Origin of the sequence: Arthrobacter sp. UYCu511 (assembly GCF_040547105.1) — a bacterium.
Taxonomy (GTDB): domain Bacteria; phylum Actinomycetota; class Actinomycetes; order Actinomycetales; family Micrococcaceae; genus Specibacter; species Specibacter psychrochitiniphilus.
Genome location: NZ_JBEPPB010000009.1, coordinates 149,157 through 167,683 on the forward strand (window position 1 = coordinate 149,157; position 18,527 = coordinate 167,683).

General features: G+C 59.9%; 18 protein-coding genes. 7 read left to right on the forward strand and 11 right to left on the reverse strand.

Features of this window, described 5'->3' with window-relative positions; all coding sequences use genetic code 11:
• Positions 1–2: 2 nt before the first annotated feature.
• Positions 3–1,184, forward strand: a complete 1,182-nt coding sequence (locus ABIB48_RS13285; protein WP_354213281.1) for a CaiB/BaiF CoA transferase family protein — start codon at positions 3–5, stop codon at positions 1,182–1,184.
• Positions 1,185–1,278: 94 nt separating this feature from the next.
• Positions 1,279–1,761 (forward strand): DUF3515 domain-containing protein, encoded by a 483-nt coding sequence (locus tag ABIB48_RS13290; RefSeq protein WP_110107420.1) that lies wholly within the window; start codon positions 1,279–1,281, stop codon positions 1,759–1,761.
• 616 nt (positions 1,762–2,377) lie between these two features.
• Here ABIB48_RS13290 and ABIB48_RS13295 read toward each other — a convergent pair.
• From ABIB48_RS13295 to ABIB48_RS13315, 5 genes are all read right to left on the reverse strand, one after another.
• Positions 2,378–3,526: a methyltransferase gene (locus ABIB48_RS13295; RefSeq protein ID WP_315913171.1), complete on the reverse strand. Its 1,149-nt coding sequence runs from the start codon at positions 3,524–3,526 to the stop codon at positions 2,378–2,380.
• Between the two features lie 75 nt (positions 3,527–3,601).
• Complete coding sequence (locus ABIB48_RS13300) at positions 3,602–5,509, reverse strand: hypothetical protein (protein WP_146213090.1); 1,908 nt, start codon at positions 5,507–5,509, stop codon at positions 3,602–3,604.
• A gap of 5 nt (positions 5,510–5,514) precedes the next feature.
• Positions 5,515–6,516 (reverse strand): DUF8320 family protein, encoded by a 1,002-nt coding sequence (locus ABIB48_RS13305; RefSeq protein WP_354213283.1) that lies wholly within the window; start codon positions 6,514–6,516, stop codon positions 5,515–5,517.
• On the reverse strand, positions 6,497–7,681 hold the full coding sequence (locus ABIB48_RS13310) for a sensor histidine kinase (protein WP_354213284.1): 1,185 nt from the start codon (positions 7,679–7,681) through the stop codon (positions 6,497–6,499). Before ABIB48_RS13310 ends, ABIB48_RS13305 begins: the two co-directional genes overlap by 20 nt.
• An 85-nt stretch (positions 7,682–7,766) precedes the next feature.
• On the reverse strand, positions 7,767–8,432 hold the full coding sequence (locus tag ABIB48_RS13315) for a response regulator transcription factor (RefSeq protein ID WP_354213285.1): 666 nt from the start codon (positions 8,430–8,432) through the stop codon (positions 7,767–7,769).
• Positions 8,433–8,790: 358 nt separating this feature from the next.
• On the opposite strand from ABIB48_RS13315, the gene ABIB48_RS13320 reads away from it, so the two are divergent.
• From ABIB48_RS13320 to ABIB48_RS13335, 4 genes are all read left to right on the forward strand, one after another.
• Positions 8,791–9,594, forward strand: coding sequence for a hypothetical protein (locus ABIB48_RS13320; RefSeq protein WP_354213286.1), 804 nt, complete (start codon positions 8,791–8,793; stop codon positions 9,592–9,594).
• 6 nt (positions 9,595–9,600) lie between these two features.
• Entirely contained in the window at positions 9,601–10,329 is a 729-nt protein-coding gene (locus tag ABIB48_RS13325) for a class F sortase (RefSeq protein WP_354213287.1), read from the forward strand.
• A gap of 73 nt (positions 10,330–10,402) precedes the next feature.
• The gene (locus tag ABIB48_RS13330; RefSeq protein WP_110107405.1) at positions 10,403–10,810 is read left to right on the forward strand and encodes a cupredoxin domain-containing protein; all 408 of its coding nucleotides are present in this window, start codon (positions 10,403–10,405) and stop codon (positions 10,808–10,810) included.
• A gap of 108 nt (positions 10,811–10,918) precedes the next feature.
• A complete protein-coding gene (locus tag ABIB48_RS13335; RefSeq protein WP_146213088.1) occupies positions 10,919–11,467 on the forward strand; it encodes a hypothetical protein in 549 nt (182 codons plus the stop codon).
• A gap of 34 nt (positions 11,468–11,501) precedes the next feature.
• On the opposite strand, the gene ABIB48_RS13340 is transcribed toward ABIB48_RS13335, so the two are convergent.
• Genes ABIB48_RS13340 through murA form a run of 4 tightly spaced genes read right to left on the reverse strand, consistent with a single transcriptional unit; the run spans position 11,502 to position 15,831 of the window.
• On the reverse strand, positions 11,502–12,638 hold the full coding sequence (locus ABIB48_RS13340) for a D-alanine--D-alanine ligase family protein (RefSeq protein WP_354213288.1): 1,137 nt from the start codon (positions 12,636–12,638) through the stop codon (positions 11,502–11,504).
• 3 nt (positions 12,639–12,641) lie between these two features.
• Positions 12,642–13,679, reverse strand: coding sequence for an NAD(P)H-dependent glycerol-3-phosphate dehydrogenase (locus tag ABIB48_RS13345; RefSeq protein ID WP_354213289.1), 1,038 nt, complete (start codon positions 13,677–13,679; stop codon positions 12,642–12,644).
• Positions 13,676–14,476: a lysophospholipid acyltransferase family protein gene (locus tag ABIB48_RS13350; RefSeq protein WP_315913371.1), complete on the reverse strand. Its 801-nt coding sequence runs from the start codon at positions 14,474–14,476 to the stop codon at positions 13,676–13,678. Before ABIB48_RS13350 ends, ABIB48_RS13345 begins: the two co-directional genes overlap by 4 nt.
• A 17-nt stretch (positions 14,477–14,493) precedes the next feature.
• A complete protein-coding gene (murA, locus tag ABIB48_RS13355) occupies positions 14,494–15,831 on the reverse strand; it encodes a UDP-N-acetylglucosamine 1-carboxyvinyltransferase (RefSeq protein ID WP_110107400.1) in 1,338 nt (445 codons plus the stop codon).
• A gap of 414 nt (positions 15,832–16,245) precedes the next feature.
• Here murA and ABIB48_RS13360 point away from each other — a divergent pair, with 414 nt between their 5' ends.
• A complete protein-coding gene (locus tag ABIB48_RS13360) occupies positions 16,246–17,208 on the forward strand; it encodes a hypothetical protein (RefSeq protein ID WP_354213290.1) in 963 nt (320 codons plus the stop codon).
• A 105-nt stretch (positions 17,209–17,313) separates the two neighbouring features.
• Here ABIB48_RS13360 and leuD read toward each other — a convergent pair whose 3' ends face one another.
• Positions 17,314–17,913 carry a 3-isopropylmalate dehydratase small subunit gene (gene leuD / locus ABIB48_RS13365; protein ID WP_354213291.1) on the reverse strand — a complete coding sequence of 200 codons (600 nt, stop codon included), beginning with the start codon at positions 17,911–17,913 and terminating at the stop codon, positions 17,314–17,316.
• A gap of 10 nt (positions 17,914–17,923) precedes the next feature.
• Positions 17,924–18,527: aconitase family protein (locus ABIB48_RS13370; protein ID WP_354213292.1), on the reverse strand; the 604-nt coding region annotated here is incomplete at its 5' end.

Consider the following 18,527-nt stretch of genomic DNA (forward strand, 5'->3'; position numbering starts at 1 on the left):
CGATGATCACTTCCGCCAGCCCCGAGCCTCTCCCCGCCGCACTGAACCGTCCCGGATCCCTTCAAGGCCTGCGAGTGCTGGATCTTTCCCGGGTCCTGGCGGGACCGTTCTGCGCCGTGATCTTGGCCGATCTGGGCGCTGAAGTCATCAAGGTGGAGAGCCCGGACGGCGACGACTCCCGCCATTTTGGTCCCTGGTACAACGGCGAATCGGCTTACTACCGCCTGTTCAACCGCAGCAAGTACGGCATCACCATGGACCTGAAGGTTGCACAGGAACGTGAGCGCCTGCTCGCCTTGGTGAGGCGCTCCGACATCGTCATTGAAAACTTCCGGCCCGGCGTCATGGACAGGTTGGGGCTCTCCGCGGCAAGTCTGATGGTGGAAAACCCCAGACTCGTTATTGTCAGCATCTCCGGTTTTGGGCAAGATGGGCCACTCAAAAATGCGCCGGCCTATGACCTGATCGCCCAAGCCATGAGCGGGCTCATGTCCATCACCGGCCTGCGCGGCGGGGATCCAACCCGAGTTGGTATCAGCATTGGTGACATAGTTCCGGGCCTCTACGGGGCTATTGCGGCCCTTGCTGCCATCAATGAACGGCACAACACCGGCCGGGGCCAGCACATCGACGTGGCCATGCTGGACAGCCTGGTTTCCGTCCTGGAATCGGTGGGCATGCGGGCCTTACACGGCGAAGAACCGGTGGCCTGCGGCAACGACCACGCCATGTCCACCCCGTTTAGCACCTACCAAACCGGCCGCGGCTCCATCGCCATCGCCATCGCGGGAGATCGTCTGTTCCCCCGGCTGACAGAGGCGCTGAATCGTTCCGAGTGGCTCGAGGATGAACGTTTCAACGAACAAACCCGCCGCAACGAATTCCCTGTTGAATTCCGGGCGGCACTGGAAGAAGCACTGCAGCCCTTCACGGACGACGAGGCACTGGAACTGCTCGCGGCCCACCATGTTCCGGTCTCCAAGGTGCACACCGTCAATGAGGCCCTCAGCAGCGAACATGCTGCACACCGCGGCAATGTGGCCATAGAGTCGGACGGTTTCAAGACACTGGCTTCACCGCTGCGGCTGACCGGTTCAGTTGCGCCCTCCCCCGCCCCGACGCTTGGCCAGCACAACGGTTTGCTCGGCAACTGGATCGAAGGACCCGAGCGCACTGGCCTCTAGGGAAGCTACAAGCTCTAGAAAAGCTATAAGGCCCGCAGCGCGGCGCCACAGCCTCCGGGTTCGTGGCGCTGCGCCAAGCCGTTAGGCTTGGATCATGCGTTTTTTTGCGTCTTCTGCCCTGCGTACCGCCACCATTGCCGCTTCTGCCCTGCTCGTACTCACGGCGTGCACCCCAGCGGTGACCATCGATTTAGCGCCCGATGCCAACAATCCGGCCTGTGCGCCCATGATGGTGGCTCTGCCTGATTCACTTGCCGACGCGAAGCGCCGCACCACCTCCAGCCAATCGACAGCGGCATGGGGTGAACCTGCCGCGGTGCTTCTGCGGTGCGGCGTACAGGTACCCGGCCCCACCACTGACAGGTGCGTCACCGTCAATGGTGTGGACTGGGTCATCAAGGAGGGTGAGGACACGTGGACGTTCACCACCTATGGCCGAAACCCCGCGACAGAAGTGATCCTGGGAGATAACAAGGTCCCCTCGGACACCGTGCTGACCCAGATCTCGGCGGCAGCAGCAAAGATTCCGGCTACCGGCGGATGTGTGGGCCTTGGCGACTCAGCCACCCAGCAGTAACCGGAGAGTAACAGCACTCCGGTGCTGGCCGGATAAGGGCGGAAATTTGGCTTGAGTCCTTAGCGCAACCCGGAGTTATCCAGGTGTAGGACCAAAGCGTCCGAGGCGAGGGCATCAGCGATAGTCAAAATGGCGCCGTCCGTCCTTGATGGCAATGGACTGGCCATCAACGCTTGGTCCGGTCCCCACAGTGGCAAGCGTAGAGGAAAGCACGTTGGCACCTCGAAACTCTCTGAGCCCCAGCGTCATGGCGGCCAAGGTCTTGGCGCCCAATCCCTCATCGGTGCAGACAGTTGAGCACGCCTTCGACGCTGAACCCTCCTGGGCCTTGACAGGCGGTTGGCCTCATATGAGAAGGCATCGCTGATCTACTTTGACTGGCTGTTGGAGCTGTTAGCTAGATTCACCACGAATGCTCCGCTAAGAATGGCTCTCACGAGGAACAGCCTCAAGAAAAAAGCAGGGATACATTGCGTCGAGCTTTCCAGCTTTTACCGGTAGGCAGGGGAATCTCAGCGTCATCATTCATGGACGCAATTTTGCCACGCCCACACACAAACACCGGACCGGATCCGCACACAGCGAGTCTTTCCGGACCCCGCAAATGGTCAACGTCTCAGGAAGCCAAGGCTTTGGCAGCTAGTTTCCACAAGGACGTGACTTCCTGTGACCGGGCGGCAAAGAAGGGGTCAGCGGTATCCATGGATCGCGGGTGCCGTGCCGGCGTGTCAAGCTTCTCCAGCACTTGCAGGCCGCCAGCATCAATCCATCCCAGCAGCTCCTCCCGGGAACGCAGACCCAGGTGTTCGGCCAGGTCCGAGATGATGAGCCACCCTTCGCCTTCGGGCTCCAGATGCTTGGCCAAGCCGGCCAAGAATGCCTTGAGCATACGACTCTTGGGATCGTAGACAGCGTGGTCCAGCACGGAGTTGGCTGTGCCGGGGAGCCAAGGCGGGTTGCACACCACCAAGGGTGCTTTCCCTTCCGGGAACATGCTCATTTGGACGGCCTCGAAGGAATCTGAGAAGCCAAGATCAGCCACGTTCTCTTGCGCGCAGGCGATTGCTGGAGCTTCAGTGTCAGTACCCACTACTTTTTTCACCCCGCGTTTGGCGAGGATGGCAGCCAACACGCCGGTGCCTGTGCCAATGTCGAAGGCCAGTTCCTTTGAGGGCAGGGCAGCAGAGTTTACAAGAGCTAAATACTCACTTCGGATGGGGGCAAAAGTGCCGTAATGAGGACGGATCACAGCATCGAGTTCCTGCACAAACAATCCGTTGCGCCGCCATTCCAAAGCACCGATGGAACCCAGCACATCCTGCAACGGAGCCACAGTGGTCTCCTCCACGGGACCTGCTGCCAAGAGCCACGCCTGGCTGACATCCGGGGCGCGGCGCAATGCCACGGCGGGGCCGGAAGCCAGCGGCACCAGCACGCGCCCAAGCATCTTGGCCCTTTGTGTCCGTCCCTGGCGGTAGCGGTAGAACGCTTGGGCCACTGATTCGCCGTCGAGCCTTGAAAAAACAGGCAGCCGGCGGGCCATGGCCGAAAGAAGCTGGCGGGCATTGTGGTAATCGCCCAGCCAAAGCAAAGCTGTCCCCTGTGCAGCGAGCCGGTAGGCCTCATCCGCGGTGAGAGAATCATCCACAGCCAGCACTTTTTTGGGCATGGCTGCCCCACTGGCGCTCACCCACAGTGCGCTCTGTTCGGCGCCGTTGTGGGTCCACCGAATAATGTTCGGCTGCTGTACGGGCTCAGTACTCATGGGGAAGGCTCCTAGAATGTTGCCTGCGCCAAGATGTGCGTGGTGTGCTGAGGCAGGATGCGACCAGCGTCCAGTTTATCCCTTGAAGGACGCCAACATTTTTTGGATAGCCCTAAATTCACCACCCTTGGCATACTCCTGGGCGGCCGCAATGGTCTCAAAGCCGTCGCTGTGGGCAAACATGACATACCGCTGTGTCTGGTTTTGTGCGCGTGATCTCACACCGGTTTCAACCACCACTTGACCCTCCAGCCGGCCAACAGCCAGCTCCTTCAATGCCGCACCATCCGTGCTGCGCGTGGACAAGGACATGGACAATTGCACCTTGTGATCCGCCAAGTCCCGGGTGCGCAGTTGCGGCTGAGACGAAAGATCCATCGCCACCGCCCGCACCTCAGCCCCTGGGATGCGCGTGGGTGCGGCGTCAGATCCGCCCCCTAGATGGCTCACGGGACGGAGGTCAACGGGGCCACTGACATGGACGCCGTCCTCCACGTTCATGGCGGCCTTACGGTTGCCCTGATGGTCGTACACCACCAAGGCGTTGCTGGCACCAAATTGCGGGTTGACCGAGCCATCCATGACGGTCCACCCGACGGGGTGCTCAAAACTGATTCTTGCATCATTGAGTGTGCCCGAATATGTGCTCCATTCCATGGCGCCGGCAATGGCTACGCTGGTGCCCTGGCCAGGTTGGAGCTCATCCCATTCTAGGATTGCGGCTCCCGCCACCACATCTGGCACGGCATTGACTGCACCGAGCAAAACATCCATGCGCTGGCTAATCTCCAGGGACGTTGCCACGCAATTCATGAAATCCTTCACGAAGGGCGCAGCCCAAGATTCTTTAAGAGCAAGCTCCTCCTTGTTTGCCTCGAGTAAGGGCGCCACGCAAGCGGCCGTGCGGCTGGCATCAATGGTGGCCGGCTCAATAGCGCCATCCAAGGTGGTCTGCACCACCGTGGCCACGTATTGCAGGAGGAACATGGCCGGGTAGGGGCGCAGTTCCCATTCCTGATGTTCGACGCCGGCTGCCGCGGTTTCGTACTCCGTCACCACCCCTGGCAGAGCGCCGGCCAGATCTTTGTGCCGTTCCAGCAACGGCTGGAGAACTTGGCGGAAATAAGGTTGGAGCAGCTTTTCATCGAGGACCGGGGCTCCCAGAAGCTTTTCATGGGAGGCAACGCGCAGCGGCACAGCTGATTTCGCCGCCACCGCGACCACCAGCATGCCGTTGTTCTCCCGCAAACAGGCCCACGAGCCTGTTGTGGCTGAGGTTGTGGCTGAGGCTGCAGTGAACCTCATGCCAGCTACCGAGACAGGTTTATCCGCGCATGGTGGTTTGTTGGCGGTTTCCGTGGCCGCTAAAGAGCGTGACACCTCGCCCAGCAGCGAGGAAACGTCCGCGTAGACAGCCCAAAAGGTTCCACCGGCCGGAACCTGGGCGGAGATTCGGCCAGTGTTTGTCTCTCCTATCAGCGACACCCTGAGTAAGTCCGGCACTTCTTCTCCGCTGCGCAGGTGGGCCAATGCCAAGGAAGCTGGTGAGGGATCAAGCCCCGACCTTTCCGGAACGCGGGACAGGGCCATGGTGATAGTCATTGACGTGCCTGCTGCCAGCTCTTCACCCACTGTGACGGTCAGCTGGTCACTGGCCGCAGGAAGCAGTTCCACGCCAGCGGTGCTGGCTTTTGCAGGCGGTTGTGTTGGAGGCGGTTGTGTTGCAGGCGGTGGCACCGCCGCTTTGATGGCGGCACTCACAGTGGTTCCTGGTGCTACGGCTCCACCGGGCAGGCTCACCGTAGCGCGGTCCACTTCCAGCAGCACTCCATCCGCGGTGGCGGTTCCCTCCGCTGCAAGCCGTTCACCGGCCGGTGGCGCCAGTGTGCAGCCCGTGAGTACCAGGGCCAGTAGCAAAACCAGCGCACGGCCCATGGCGCTTGAAGGCACGCGGGCAGGACCGAATTCCGGGGTCTTTATCAAAGGTTCTACCTGTCCGGTTCAGAGTGGGGGACGCTGATTTCAGCATAAGTTTCAAACTGGTCTGCTGATTCGTCGAAAGCGAGGAACGTGACAGTGGGGACTTCCCCTACAGGCAAGGCGCGCACTCGCACCGTTCCCGCCTGCGCTTGGGCCAAAACTTCCAATAGCTTCCGGGACACGTCAGCAGCGATGGCGCCAGGCAGAGGCGCTTTCCTGTCATCAAGCAGATCAACCTTGACGCCGCGTTTGCGGGCAGCAAGGGCAGCATCCGGGACTCCCCCGGTCACCAGCGTCCTGCCGCGCATCTGATCGCGCAACCCGGCTTCCAGAAACGTCAATTCCCTGCGCTGTTCATCCGTCAGCTTCGAGCAGGCAATCGCTTCCAGTGCCGGACGCGTAGCCTCCTGCAATTCCACCAGCCGTTGCGCCCGGTAAATATTGTGGGCCTCTTCCCATGCCAGCCTGAGGGCAGCCTTCTGACTCTGCTCCGAGTAGACCGCAATGTTGTTCCTACTGCGTCCCAAGACCATCAGGACGGCAGTGGCAATCACCATCCACATAATGGGGGTCAACACTAACGCCAACCCGTCAACAAGAGATAACCCATGGCCCAGTGAGGCTCTCATGTCAAGAGCGGCGAAGGCTCCCATGCCAAGCCATGCCAGGGACGTTCGCCCTCGGAATGCTAAGGCCACCAGGAGCATCTGAATCGCGCCGTTTTGCCATGCCGCATAGCCTGGATGAATCCCAAGCGGCAGAACACTTGTCACCAGCAATTCCATGACCACAACCCCGGCAACAACAAGCCACGCTGTTTTCAACGGTATGGTCCCACTGTCCATATCCACGCACAAAAGCACCACCAGACCCAGACAGATCACCATGGCCAAAAGGTACTGCCATAAAGAACTGACCTTAGCCGTGTTGGCTAACCCCATAATCACATGAGCGATGGGCATGCACGTGGCGAAGACCAGAACCAGCCACTTAGTTCTGAGCTGATCCATGATGCCCTCCGTCCGTGCTCCATTCCAGCCGCACCAGCGTCCCTGTACTAGGACTTGAAGTCACTGCGGCCTTGCCCTGGACACCCAGCATTCGTTCCACGATGGAAACCTTGATGCCCATGCGCTCCATGGCAATATCCGCTACATCGAAACCTGGCCCATTATCCGCGATCTCAACGGCTACCTGGGGCTTTCCAATGACCTGTGACGCTGGAAAAAATACCGTCACAGCAGTCAATGAACCGGGAGCGTGCGCAATGCTGTTCTTAACCGCCTCTGTGGTGGCTTCAACTATGGCCCGGCCAGCAACCAGGGAAAGACTTGCCGGTGCCTGCGAACCAGGGGGCGGGACGTCAAGGGAGCCTCCGTGCAGGGATACAGCCACCCTCATCCGGCCCAGCCACTCCGCAATGGTGAGTTCGGCAGCCACAGAGGTCGCCTCCCCCACTGCATCCATCTGGGCTAGAGCCAGCCGGGCGGTCTTCCGCGACGCCGCCACAACCTCTGGGGTCACGGCTTGGGAGGCCACAATCAACGTGCTCAGCACAATGTCATGGGTGAGGGCATCCAGGCGTATGCGTTCTACAGTGATGGCTTCGGAACGGGCCGCAGCAGCGAACTTCTCCAATGCCGTGACTGCCGCTGATTCTGATTCTTGAACGGCCTGACGCAGTGCCCAAATGGGGGCGACAATGACTGCAGTCATGGCGGCTGTCAGCAAAGCATCCTGCCACGAATCCGCCCAGGCCCGGGAAGAACCGGCCGGCATGGCGGGAATGAGCAACACCAGGAGCGTAAAACAAAATCCGTACAAGCTGGCCATACGGGTGTTTTTGGCCACAGCAGCCAGTCCCACCCCGGCACCGGCAATGCCCCACGACCAAGGCCGTGCATCCGGGCCAAGCGAATTACCAATCAGGCCCAGATGCCACAACAAGAACCCCACCAGGAGCAACCAGGCCACAGTACCTGCAAAGATTCGGCGCAACCCTTGCCGTTGGGTAGGCACCATGACGGCAACCACCAGCACCGGGATCAGGACAACAATAACTGTGTACCAAACGTGGGCAGGACCGCCCGTATCCTGCAGCAGATCAGGCAGCGCCAACGCCACTAACAGTAGTGAAAACACCCCAATGGAGCGGGCCAACACTAATTCCGTCATCTGCACTGTGTTGGGTAGCAGAACGCTGTTTGGTTGCGGTACAGGCAAGAGCTCCCCTTAGGGTCAATAAACGCTTAGTTGTGTACTAGCTCAATCCCGTGGGAATGATTCCGTCTTCCAAAGCGCGGTGATAGAGCTCCAATTTGGTGGGCGCATACCGGCCGGCCGCCGCATATTTTTCTCGAATACGCTTGATGTTGGTGCCCACGGTATTCACCGAGACATTCATGCGCCGAGCAATCTGGACCCCGGTAAACCCGGTGGCATAAAACTTAAGAGTTTCCCGTTCGCGATCACTGAGCTCGGCCGCCATAAAAAGTGAATCCGAGGAAATGGCGATGGCCAGTTCCTGGCTCGCAATGGTCTCTCCTGCTGCAACCCTGCGAACCATGTCCAGAGCGTCCTTGACGTCATCACCCTTGCGCGCGATCCCGGCGGCCCCGGCAGCCAAAGCAGATTTGATGGCGTTGGTGTTCTCGGCCACGCTAAAAACCAGAACCGGATAGCCCGCATCCACCAAGAGGCGCACATTTTCTCCTGGCTCCGACGCGTCCGCAAGGGACAAATCAAGGACCACAACATCTAACATGCTTACTGGCGATTGCAGCAGTTGCGGAACAGTTTCAGCAGCCAGAACTACCTTGATGCCCTGGAGCGCAAATTTGGCATCCATGGCGGCAGCCGCCGAAAAGCCAATCCGCACCACTTCACTGTCATCAACAATACCCACCCGAATTATTGGACCGACCATCGCAAAGCACTCCTCCTACCAGACGGCTATAGGGACAGCATAGGGGCGGGGTGTGAGTTTAGTCGTTATTGGCCAAGACAGCGGGGTTAAGTTACGCCATTTGGTTTTTTATCCGCTTTGTCTGGCTCTAAGCCCCGTCGCATTTTCCATTCATCATGTGGCGCTCCAACTCGCGGCGTGTAGGGGGTATGGGCCCGTGTTTGGGCGGAATTCACGAGCCTGCGATGGCGGCCCGGCAGATCAGCGGGAAGACAATTTCTCTGAACCTGGGAATTGTTCCAATCCGCTGGCGGCCTGGCTCCGAACGTACTGTGAGGCCTCAAAGCTGAAGTCTCAGAAAAATAAGGAGAAATCTCTTATGTATAAGAAATCTGCTTTCCTCATTGTCCCCGCCTTGGCGTTGGCTGCACTGTCATTCTCTGGGGCAGGAGCCATGGCTGATGACAACGGCACCACGAGTTACCAGGCAAACCTTGGAGCTCTCAACGGCAGCAATGCCACTGGCAGTGTCATGATCACCTTGACCGGAGATCAGGCAACAGTCACCGAAAACGTCAGCGGGCTCGCGGCAACATTCGATGGCGCCCCCTACCCGCATGTCCAGCACATCCACATTGATGCCATGGGTACGTGTCCTGGCCCGGATGCCGATACCAACAAGGACGGAGTGATCAGCACAACCGAGGGTGGTCCCTCGTACGGAAAGATTGGCACCACCTTATCCACCAGTGGTGACACCAGTGACAAGGCCGCCTTGGACTTGAAGGTGGGAGGCATGGGCGCTTCCTACACCTACGAGCGCACCTTCACCATGAATGCCGCAACCATTGCAGCTATGAAGGCTGGCACCGGCGTTGTGGTGGTCCATGGTTTGGATCCGGCAACACTTCCGGCCGCTGCCCAGGATGCAAAGAGCGATTTGGTTCCCAGCCTTCCGCTGGCTGCCACCTCCCCGGCACTGTGTGGCACCCTTGCCGTCTCCCAGATGGCTGCCATGCCGGGCGGTGCTCCTGATACGGGCCTGACCCAGCCGGTAACACAGTCCACCAGCGCCACTCCTGATGTTGCGCTCTATGCCGGTGGTGGAGCTCTCGTGATGGCCGCGGGTGCTTTCCTGGCCCTGCGCACAAAGAAGACCGCTTCGAAGCAGATCGCGGACTGATACCCCATGAATAAGAACTCCAGTCGCCGCGGGCGCCTCACCGCTTCCGCGGCGGCCGGCGTCCTCCTCACATCACTTGTCCTAGGAACCACGGCGTGCGCCCCGGAGTCTTTGCCGGCCACTGCCCCGGATCCGGTGGCAACCTCCGCGCAAACAGCTGCACCGCAAATACCCGCAACAACCAGCCCGACGCCGGCCCCCTCGGCCGAGGCGAGCACTTCCGCCCCGGCAGCAAAACCTGTCAAGCCCGCTTCGGAGGGTCCAGTTCTGGCAGAATCTGCACCCGTCAGCTTGCAAGTACCGCAAGTGGGCATCAACACCTCGCTTGAACCTTTAGGCCAGGCAGCTGATGGCACCATGGAGATTCCAGGCGGTCAGCCCGGCGATCCCGGCGGATGGTACAAGTACTCCCCAACGCCTGGGGAGCTGGGCCCCGCGGTCATTCTTGGCCATGTCAACAACCTGGCATCACCACAGGGCCTGTTCTTCCGGCTGCATGAGATGAAGCCTGGTGAGCAGTTCTCGGTGACACGCGCCGATGGAACCGTGGCCGTTTTTGAAGTCGACAAGCTCGAGGTGGTCAAGAAGGCCACCTTCCCGACCCTTGCCGTTTACGGCAATACGAACAGGGCCGAGATCCGCCTCATCACCTGCGGTGGCCTTGATACCTCCTCCGGTGAATACACCGAAAACACTGTTGTTTTTGGACACCTCGTCTCCAGCCACAACTCCTAGCCACTCCCAGGTGCCAGGCATTGCCGGGCAGGGCCCGGCACCGCGGAATAACATTGTATTGGATTGGACGCTTATGAACACGCAACTAGCTCTCAAAGGGGCCGCCGCACTGATAGTGCTGCTTGGCCTGTCAGGGTGTGGCATGGCTGCGGCTCCGGAAAATTCACCGGCGGCTATGGCGCCCATGTCAACCGAGATGCCCATGGACGGCATGAGCGAAGCTGGCAACGGCATGGCCTCGATGATCCACATCGAAGCAGGCGCGTACCGTGATGCAACCCCCGTTGCGGCCGGATCCACCGTGACCGTGATGAATATGGATACTGCCAATTACACTCTTACCTCCGAGGACGGCAGCAGCTTTAGCGTGGCCGTGGCAGCCGGGGCAATGGCCACCTTCAAAGCACCGAGCAAGCCCGGGAGTTACCCGTTCCACAGCGAATCCAACACTTCCATGCGCGGTGTCCTGACCGTTCGCTAGAACATACCGATGCCTGACGCCACCAACATATCCGCCATCAACAGTTCCTCCACCACTAGTAAGGAAATAGCAATGAACAAGGCATATCCCGCGGTGATGGGACTGCTCATGGCTTCAATTCTTCTCGGCGGCTGTGCGGCAGAAGTTACCGCCCCGATGAACCCAGTCAATGGTGCCTCACAGGGCGGTGCCCCTTCTTCGCCGTCGGCTATGGCAGGCACGGTAGAAGCGCCGTCGGCGGCCACCTCTATGGTCTGCTCCGCCGAAGCCAAGGATAGCGTCACCAAGATCCTGGGGCTTTCCTCCACCCCTGCAACCACTATCTCGTGGGACGGGCAGACGTACACCTGCAACTACTCCCTGGCGGCTGGCCCGTTTAGCATGACCGTGAAGGTTATGCCCGGGGACGCGCAGGCACTTGCAGAGGCCAAAAAACTAGCCACATCCTTAGCCGCCCCACCCGTTGTAGGCCTCTCCAACCTGGGCTTGTCCGGCTATCAGTCCGCCGGCGGTGATGTGGTCTTTGCCAAGGACAACATGGTCCTCCACGTGGACGGAACCGCCATGTCAGCAACCGTGGGCCAGAACAACATCTCCCGGACGGACTTTGCCTTCCAAATGGCCACCACCATCTTGGCGTGCTGGACCGAACACTAATCCGGGTTCTTTATAAGGTGCGGCCCAGCGGGTGTTAGCGCAGGCCAACTTTCCGGTTCAGGGCCAACTGAATCAGTTCATCAATCAGGTCCGGATAGCTCAGGCCCGAGGCCGCCCACATTTGCGGGTACATTGAACTCGGTGTGAAGCCGGGCATCGTGTTGATCTCATTAATGATTAATTCCCCGGCTTCGGTGTAGAAGAAGTCAACACGGGAAAGTCCCTCAGCGCCTACGGCGTCAAACGCCAGGGCAGCTTGTTCTTGCACCCGGGCAATATCGGCCTCCGGCATCTTTGCCGGGCAGCTGAGGTTCACCGCCCCGCCTTGAACGTATTTAGCCTCGAAGTCATAAAAGGCGTGGTGCGCCCCGTCAAGCATGGCGATCTCGCCCGGAAGGGAGACGCGCGGAGCGTCACTGCCGCGTCCTTCAAGGACGGCAATCTCAATTTCGCGGCCAACAATTCCGGCCTCAATCACGAGTTTAAGATCGTGCTCGCGAGCCTCGGCAATGGCAGCGTCCAGTCCCTCCAGTGAATCCACCTTGGAAATACCCATGGAGGAGCCCGCCCGTGCCGGCTTCACAAACACGGGGAATCCCAAAGCTGCCACGCGGTCCTTGACGGCGGCGGGGTCCACAGTCCACTCGCGGTCACTCACGGCCACATACGGGCCCACAGCCAGTCCGGCAGCCTCAAAAACCACCTTCATGAAGTGCTTGTCCATGCCAATAGCTGACGCCAACACACCAGCACCCACATAGCGGGTGTCAGAGAGCTCAAGTAAACCCTGAATGGTGCCATCCTCGCCCCACGGCCCGTGCAGCAGCGGGAACACCACATCCACGGCACCCAGCTCCTGCGGAACAGTCCCCGCTTCCGAGACCACCAGCTGGTGCCCGCCATCTAGGTGAGCCAGGGAAACGCTCTGCTTGCCCGCCACAACTTCCGGCAGCACAGCGGAGGCAAGGGACCAGCCTGCGATCTCCTCGCCAGCCAAAACCCACTGGCCGTTTTTCGCAATACCGATGGGGACGGCGTCGTACTTGGTCCGGTCAATGGCACCCAGCACACCAGCGGCCGTCACACAGCTCACGGCATGCTCGCTGGAGCGCCCGCCAAAGAGAATGGCGACGCGTGTGGGCGCAGTTGTAGCGGGGGAATCAGTAGTCACGCGTTAGTCGCCTTCGGATTTCAATTGGCGGGCCAACAACAGCGGCCCCAGATCATCGACAGTCAGTTTACCTTCAAGGACGCCCACAACGGCGTTGGTAATGGGCATATCGACCCCCATCTTGGCGGCAAGATCGGAGACCGCACGCCCGGACTTGATGCCCTCGGCGGTTTGCGTCATGCGGTTGTTGACCTCATCGAGCGTCAGCCCCTCGCCGAGCATGCGCCCAGCGGTGTGGTTGCGGCTCAGTGAGGACGAACAGGTGGCCACAAGATCGCCCAGCCCGGCCAGCCCGGCCATGGTTTCGGCCCGCCCTCCCAATGCCAGCGCCAGCCGGGTGGTCTCGGCGAGCCCGCGGGTGATGACCGAGGCCTTCGTGTTATCGCCCACCTTCTGCCCTTCACAGATGCCAACACACAGCGCAATCACGTTCTTCACGATCCCGCCAATCTCCACGCCCACCACGTCATTGACGGTGTACGGGCGGAAATAGCTTGGCTTGCACACGTTGGCCACCCACTTGGCCGTGTCCTCATCCGTGCAGGCAACCACGGAGGCGGTGGGTTCCTGGCGCGCAATTTCCATGGCCAGGTTGGGGCCTGAAATAACCACCACGCGGTCCGCGGAGATGGAAAATTCCTGCTCGATCACCTGGGACATGCGCTGGTCCGTGCCCAGTTCCAGCCCCTTCATTAAACTCACGACGACGGCGTCCTGGGCCAGGTGCCCGGCCCACCCGCGCAATTGCTCGCGCAACGTCTGGGCAGGAACTGCCAGGACCACGAGCTCGGCGTCCTTGAGCACTTCTTGCACATCAGTGGAGGCGGAGATATTCGCGGGCAGCTCCGTGGTGGAGAGATAGCGTGGATTGCGGTGCAGATCATTGATCTGATCCACTACCTCCTGCCGGCGTCCCCACAACACGATCTTGCGATCTGTGCCGGCAGAGGCGTCGCCTAGGATCTTGGCAAAGGTGGTGCCCCAGCTACCGGCACCCAACACTGCTATCTTGACAGGCGCAATACCATCCACGTAGCTCACTGAAGATCCCCTGCTTGTGTTGTTCCGGCGTCGTCAGTGTTGCTCTTCTTCTGGGACTCGGCACCGCGTTCCACGAACCTGCCGTGAGACTTTTGCTGGTGGGCCACAGGATCCCAGCGTTCGGCGGGCGCCTTCTCGCCGCGGAGGGTTTCCAGCAGCTCGGTAATGGCCCCCATGATCTTCTCAGTCATGGCGTCAAGAGTGGCCTTGTCCCCGCTGCTACCCATGAATTCACTCAGGTCAACGGGATCCCCCACCAGCACATGGGTAGTTTTGCGGGGGAAAATTTTAAAACCCTTGGCGTAGCGCGGGAAAACTTCCTGAGCACCCCAATGGGCAACCGGGATGACCTTGGCACCGGTATTCAGCGCGAGCCGGGCGGCACCGGTGCGCCCCTTCATGGGCCAAAGATCGGGATCCCGCGTGAGCGTCCCTTCGGGATAGACCACCACGGCACCGTCTTGCCCGAGGACTTCCTTGGCCACATCCAGTGACTTTCCGGCACCTGCTCCGCTACGTTCCACCGGGATCTGGTGGGCACCGCGCAGCACCGCGCCAAGCACGGGAGTCTTGAACAGCCCGTCCTTGGCCAAAAAGTGCGGCATGATCTTTTGGTTGTAGAGCATGTGGCCCACCACAATCGGATCAATTTCCGTGCAGTGATTGGGCACCACAATGAAACCCTCGCCGTGGGGCAGCTTCTTTGTGCCGTGCCATTCCTTGGCCGTGAGAACGTTCATGAGGGGCCGGGCAATCCCTGCCAAAAGGGCAAAGAACGCCCGGGTGCGCCGGGACATGGTGCGCTTGGCCACTTCTAAATCAGCGCCTTATTTGAATCGCGGATGTCGAAGTCGGCACCTAGGCCGTCAAGTTTTTCAGTGAAGTGCTCGTAGCCGCGGCTGATCACGTCAATGCCCGTCACCGTGGAGGTGCCTTGGGCGGCCAGGGCTGCGATCATGTGGCTGAAGCCGCCACGTAAATCGGGGACGTTGATGGTAGCGCCCACCAGTGGTGTGGCACCTGAGATGACGGCCGAGTGGATGAAGTTGCGCTGGCCGAAGCGGCACGGGATGCTGCCAAGGCACTCGCGATGGAGCTGGATGTTGGCGCCCATGCGGGTCAGTGCCTCTGTGAAACCGAAGCGGTTTTCATAGACAGTCTCGTGGACAATAGAGACGCCTTCGGCTTGGGTCAGGGCAACCACCAGGGGCTGCTGCCAGTCCGTCATGAAGCCGGGGTGCACGTCCGTTTCCAAGATGAGTGGCTTCAAGGCGCCGCCGGGATGGTAGAACCGGATGCCGTCGTCGTGAATGTCCATGCCGCCGCCAATCTTGCGGAAGGTGTTCACGAACGTCATCATGTCGCGTTGGCTGGCGCCTTCAACATAAATATCGCCTCCGGTCACCAAGGCCGCTGAGGCCCAGGACGCGGACTCGTTGCGGTCGGGCAGGGCGGTGTGATCATAACCTGTCAGTTCCTGCACACCCTCGATGCGGATGGTGCGGTCAGTCTGCACGGAGATGATAGCACCCATCTTCTGCAAGATGGCGATCAGGTCAATGATCTCCGGCTCGGTGGCGGCACCGGTCAATTCGGTGATGCCCTCGGCGCGTGTTGCCGAGAGCAGTACCTGCTCGGTGGCCCCAACGCTGGGGTACGGCAGGGAAATCTTGGTGCCCTTTAGGCCCAGCGGCGCGGTAATGGAGATGCCGCCGCTGGTCTTTTCCACCACGGCACCGAACTTGCGCAGCACTTCCAGATGGTAGTCGATGGGGCGGTCACCAATCTTGCACCCGCCAAGATCTGGAATGAAGGCGTGCCCGATCGAATGAATCAAGGGTCCGCACAGCAGGATCGGGATGCGGGAGTCACCGGCATGGGTGTTGATCTCAGCCGTATTGGCCTTCTTGGCATTGGCGGGGTCCAAAGTGAGATCGCCTGTTAGGGGGTCCTTGACCACTGTGACACCGTGCAGTTGCAGCAGTGATGTCACCACTTCAACATCCTTGATCTCAGGGACGTTACGCAAAATCGAGGGCGTATTGCCTAATAATGCGGCAACCATCGCCTTGGGGACCAGGTTTTTGGCGCCGCGCACCTGTACACGTCCCTTGAGCGGGACACCGCCACGGACTGTCAGAATTCTGCTCATGGTCACCTAGTTCCTTTGTTCCACACTTTGCTCCCGGTTTCACACCGGGGTTGTCCCGGCCCACCGGGCTGCCCGGTTCACACCGGGGTCCCCGGTATAGTCCGGGGCCTGCGTCAAGCATAGTTTCTCCGGCGCAGGATGCGTAAAACGTGGCGGCTCGGGCCTCTAAGCTCGCCCCGAAAAGGCGGGGAGTCCGTTGTTAGGATTTGAGGCCCGTCAACAGGCCTCGAATCTTAACAACGGACTCCGCTGGTTCCGTTCCTGTCTATTTTTGCCCTTCTAGCGCGCTGAACTGAGCCACTTTGCCCACAATCTTGTGCGGATATTCCTGCACAGCCAGGGTTAACCACTTTGTGGCTCACACTTTGCAGCACCACGAGCTCTGGGCTGGCGAATGGCAGGCAAGCTGGGTTGATGGATACGTTTCAGGTGCCACAGTTCCTTAGGCCGGACAACAAATACATTGACGAGTATTCTGCCCAGAGGCTGTCAGTACAGGCAAAGTCCGGAGCACTCGTGCGTGTTCGGCGTGGCCTCTACCTGCCTGCTGATCTATGGAACAGCTACAAACCGTGGGAGAAGTATCGGGTCACTATTCAAGCCGTACACGAACTGGCACAAAATCCTCCGGTATTTGCCAGAGAATCGGCTGCCCAGATCATGGGGCTCCCTCTTCTACGCATCCCTCAAGAGGTACAGAGTGTTCTGCTTCCCACCGCCAAGGGAGGTCAGAGCAGTCACGGAGTTCGCCGTGTTCTTGCTGTAGAAGGAGACTCTCCGCCTTGGAGGATGTTTGGGCTGCTTGTAACACCACCACCTCAGGTAGCTAGAGACCTTGCTATCCGCTTGCCACTCACCCACGCATTACCCGTCATGGACAAGGTGTTGAGCCACCACATATTGCCAGGCTCCCCACCACACACGCAGCTCAACTTCACTGAAAACCATGTCATTGCCAGCGCTGCCCTGCTGAAAAGCGCGGTACAACGAACACGGGTGGAACGGGTGGTCAGGCTCGCCAACGGTAGCTCTGAGTCTGCCGGCGAATCGTGGAGCCGCGCCATCATGATCCTCAACGGCTTCCCGAGCCCCTTCCTACAACAAGCATTTTGGGATGACCGAGGTTTCATTGGACTGGCGGATTTTGACTGGGAGGAATTCAAGGTACTGGGCGAATTTGATGGGTATGAGAAGTACTCCGCGCAAAAATACCTCAAGGGAAAAACACCGTCGGAGGTGGTTGTGGCGGAGAAGATACGCGAGGACCGGCTCCGTGCGCGAGGTTATAGGGTGGTGCGTTGGGTTTGGGATGACTTGCGTGATGCACGCCGGCTGGTGGCACTGCTGCACGCTGCGGGGTTGCCTTCAAATAAGTGAAGTTGCCCCCATTCCTTAGCAGTTCGAGGCCGGCATTGTTCGTAAACCAAAAAGCCGGCCCACCCCTGAAGGGACGGGCCGGCTATCACTACCGTACGGCTGAAGTTAGACCTTGGCTGGCAGGGTTGTGGGTTTGATCGAGGGGCGCGTAGCCTCGAACGCGGTGATGTCGGGTTCGTTGCGCAGTGTCAGGCCAATGTCATCGAGGCCCTCGAGCAGGCGCCAGCGCGTGTAGTCATCAATCTGGAACGGGGCCACCACGGTGCCTGCCGTGACCATCTTGGCTACCAGGTCCACTGTGATCCCGGTGCCCGGAGCGTTCTCCAACACCTTCCAGATCAACTCAATATCATCCTGGGCTAGCTCAGCAGCAACCAGGCCCTGCTTGCCCGAGTTGCCACGGAAAATATCGGCAAAGCGAGAAGACAGCACGGCCTTGAAACCGTAGTCCTTCAATGCCCACACCGCGTGTTCACGCGAGGAACCCGTACCAAAATCAGCGCCGGCAACCAGCACGGACCCGGCCGTGTATGGTTCCTGGTTCAGGATGAATTCCGGATCCTTGCGCCAGCTGGAGAACAGGGCGTCCTCGAAACCGGTGCGGGTAATCCGCTTCAAATACACGGCAGGGATGATCTGGTCCGTGTCAACGTTGCTCTGGCGCAGCGGAACACCAACGCCGGTGTGGGTAGAAAACTTTTCCATGGTGAGCTCCTTACGCTACTGAGTTGGCGGGTTCGAGGGTGGCTGGTTCAAGGTCCGAGGGCGAACTGAGGGTTCCGCGGATAGCGGTAGCAGCTGCCACCACGGGAGAGACCAGGTGAGTACGCCCGCCCTTGCCTTGGCGGCCTTCAAAGTTGCGGTTGGACGTGGATGCGCAGCGCTCGCCCGGTTCCAGCTGGTCCGGGTTCATGCCCAGGCACATGGAGCAACCAGCAAATCGCCACTCTGCACCAAAGTCCATGAACACCTTATCCAGACCCTCGGCTTCTGCTTCCAAACGGACCCGGGCAGAACCGGGAACCACCAACATGCGGATGTTCGGGTCCTTTTCGCGGCCGCGGATAATATCCGCCGCGGAGCGCAGGTCCTCAATGCGGGAATTAGTACAGGAACCCAAGAACACCGTGTCAACACGGATGTCCTTCATGGGCGTACCGGGCTCCAAGTCCATGTAGGCCAGTGCACGCTCAGCAGCGGCCTTGGCATTCTCATCACCAAAAACAGACGGGAACGGGATAGTCTGCGACAGGGATACGCCCTGGCCCGGGTTGGTTCCCCACGTCACGAACGGCTCCAAGGTATCAGCGTCCAGGAAA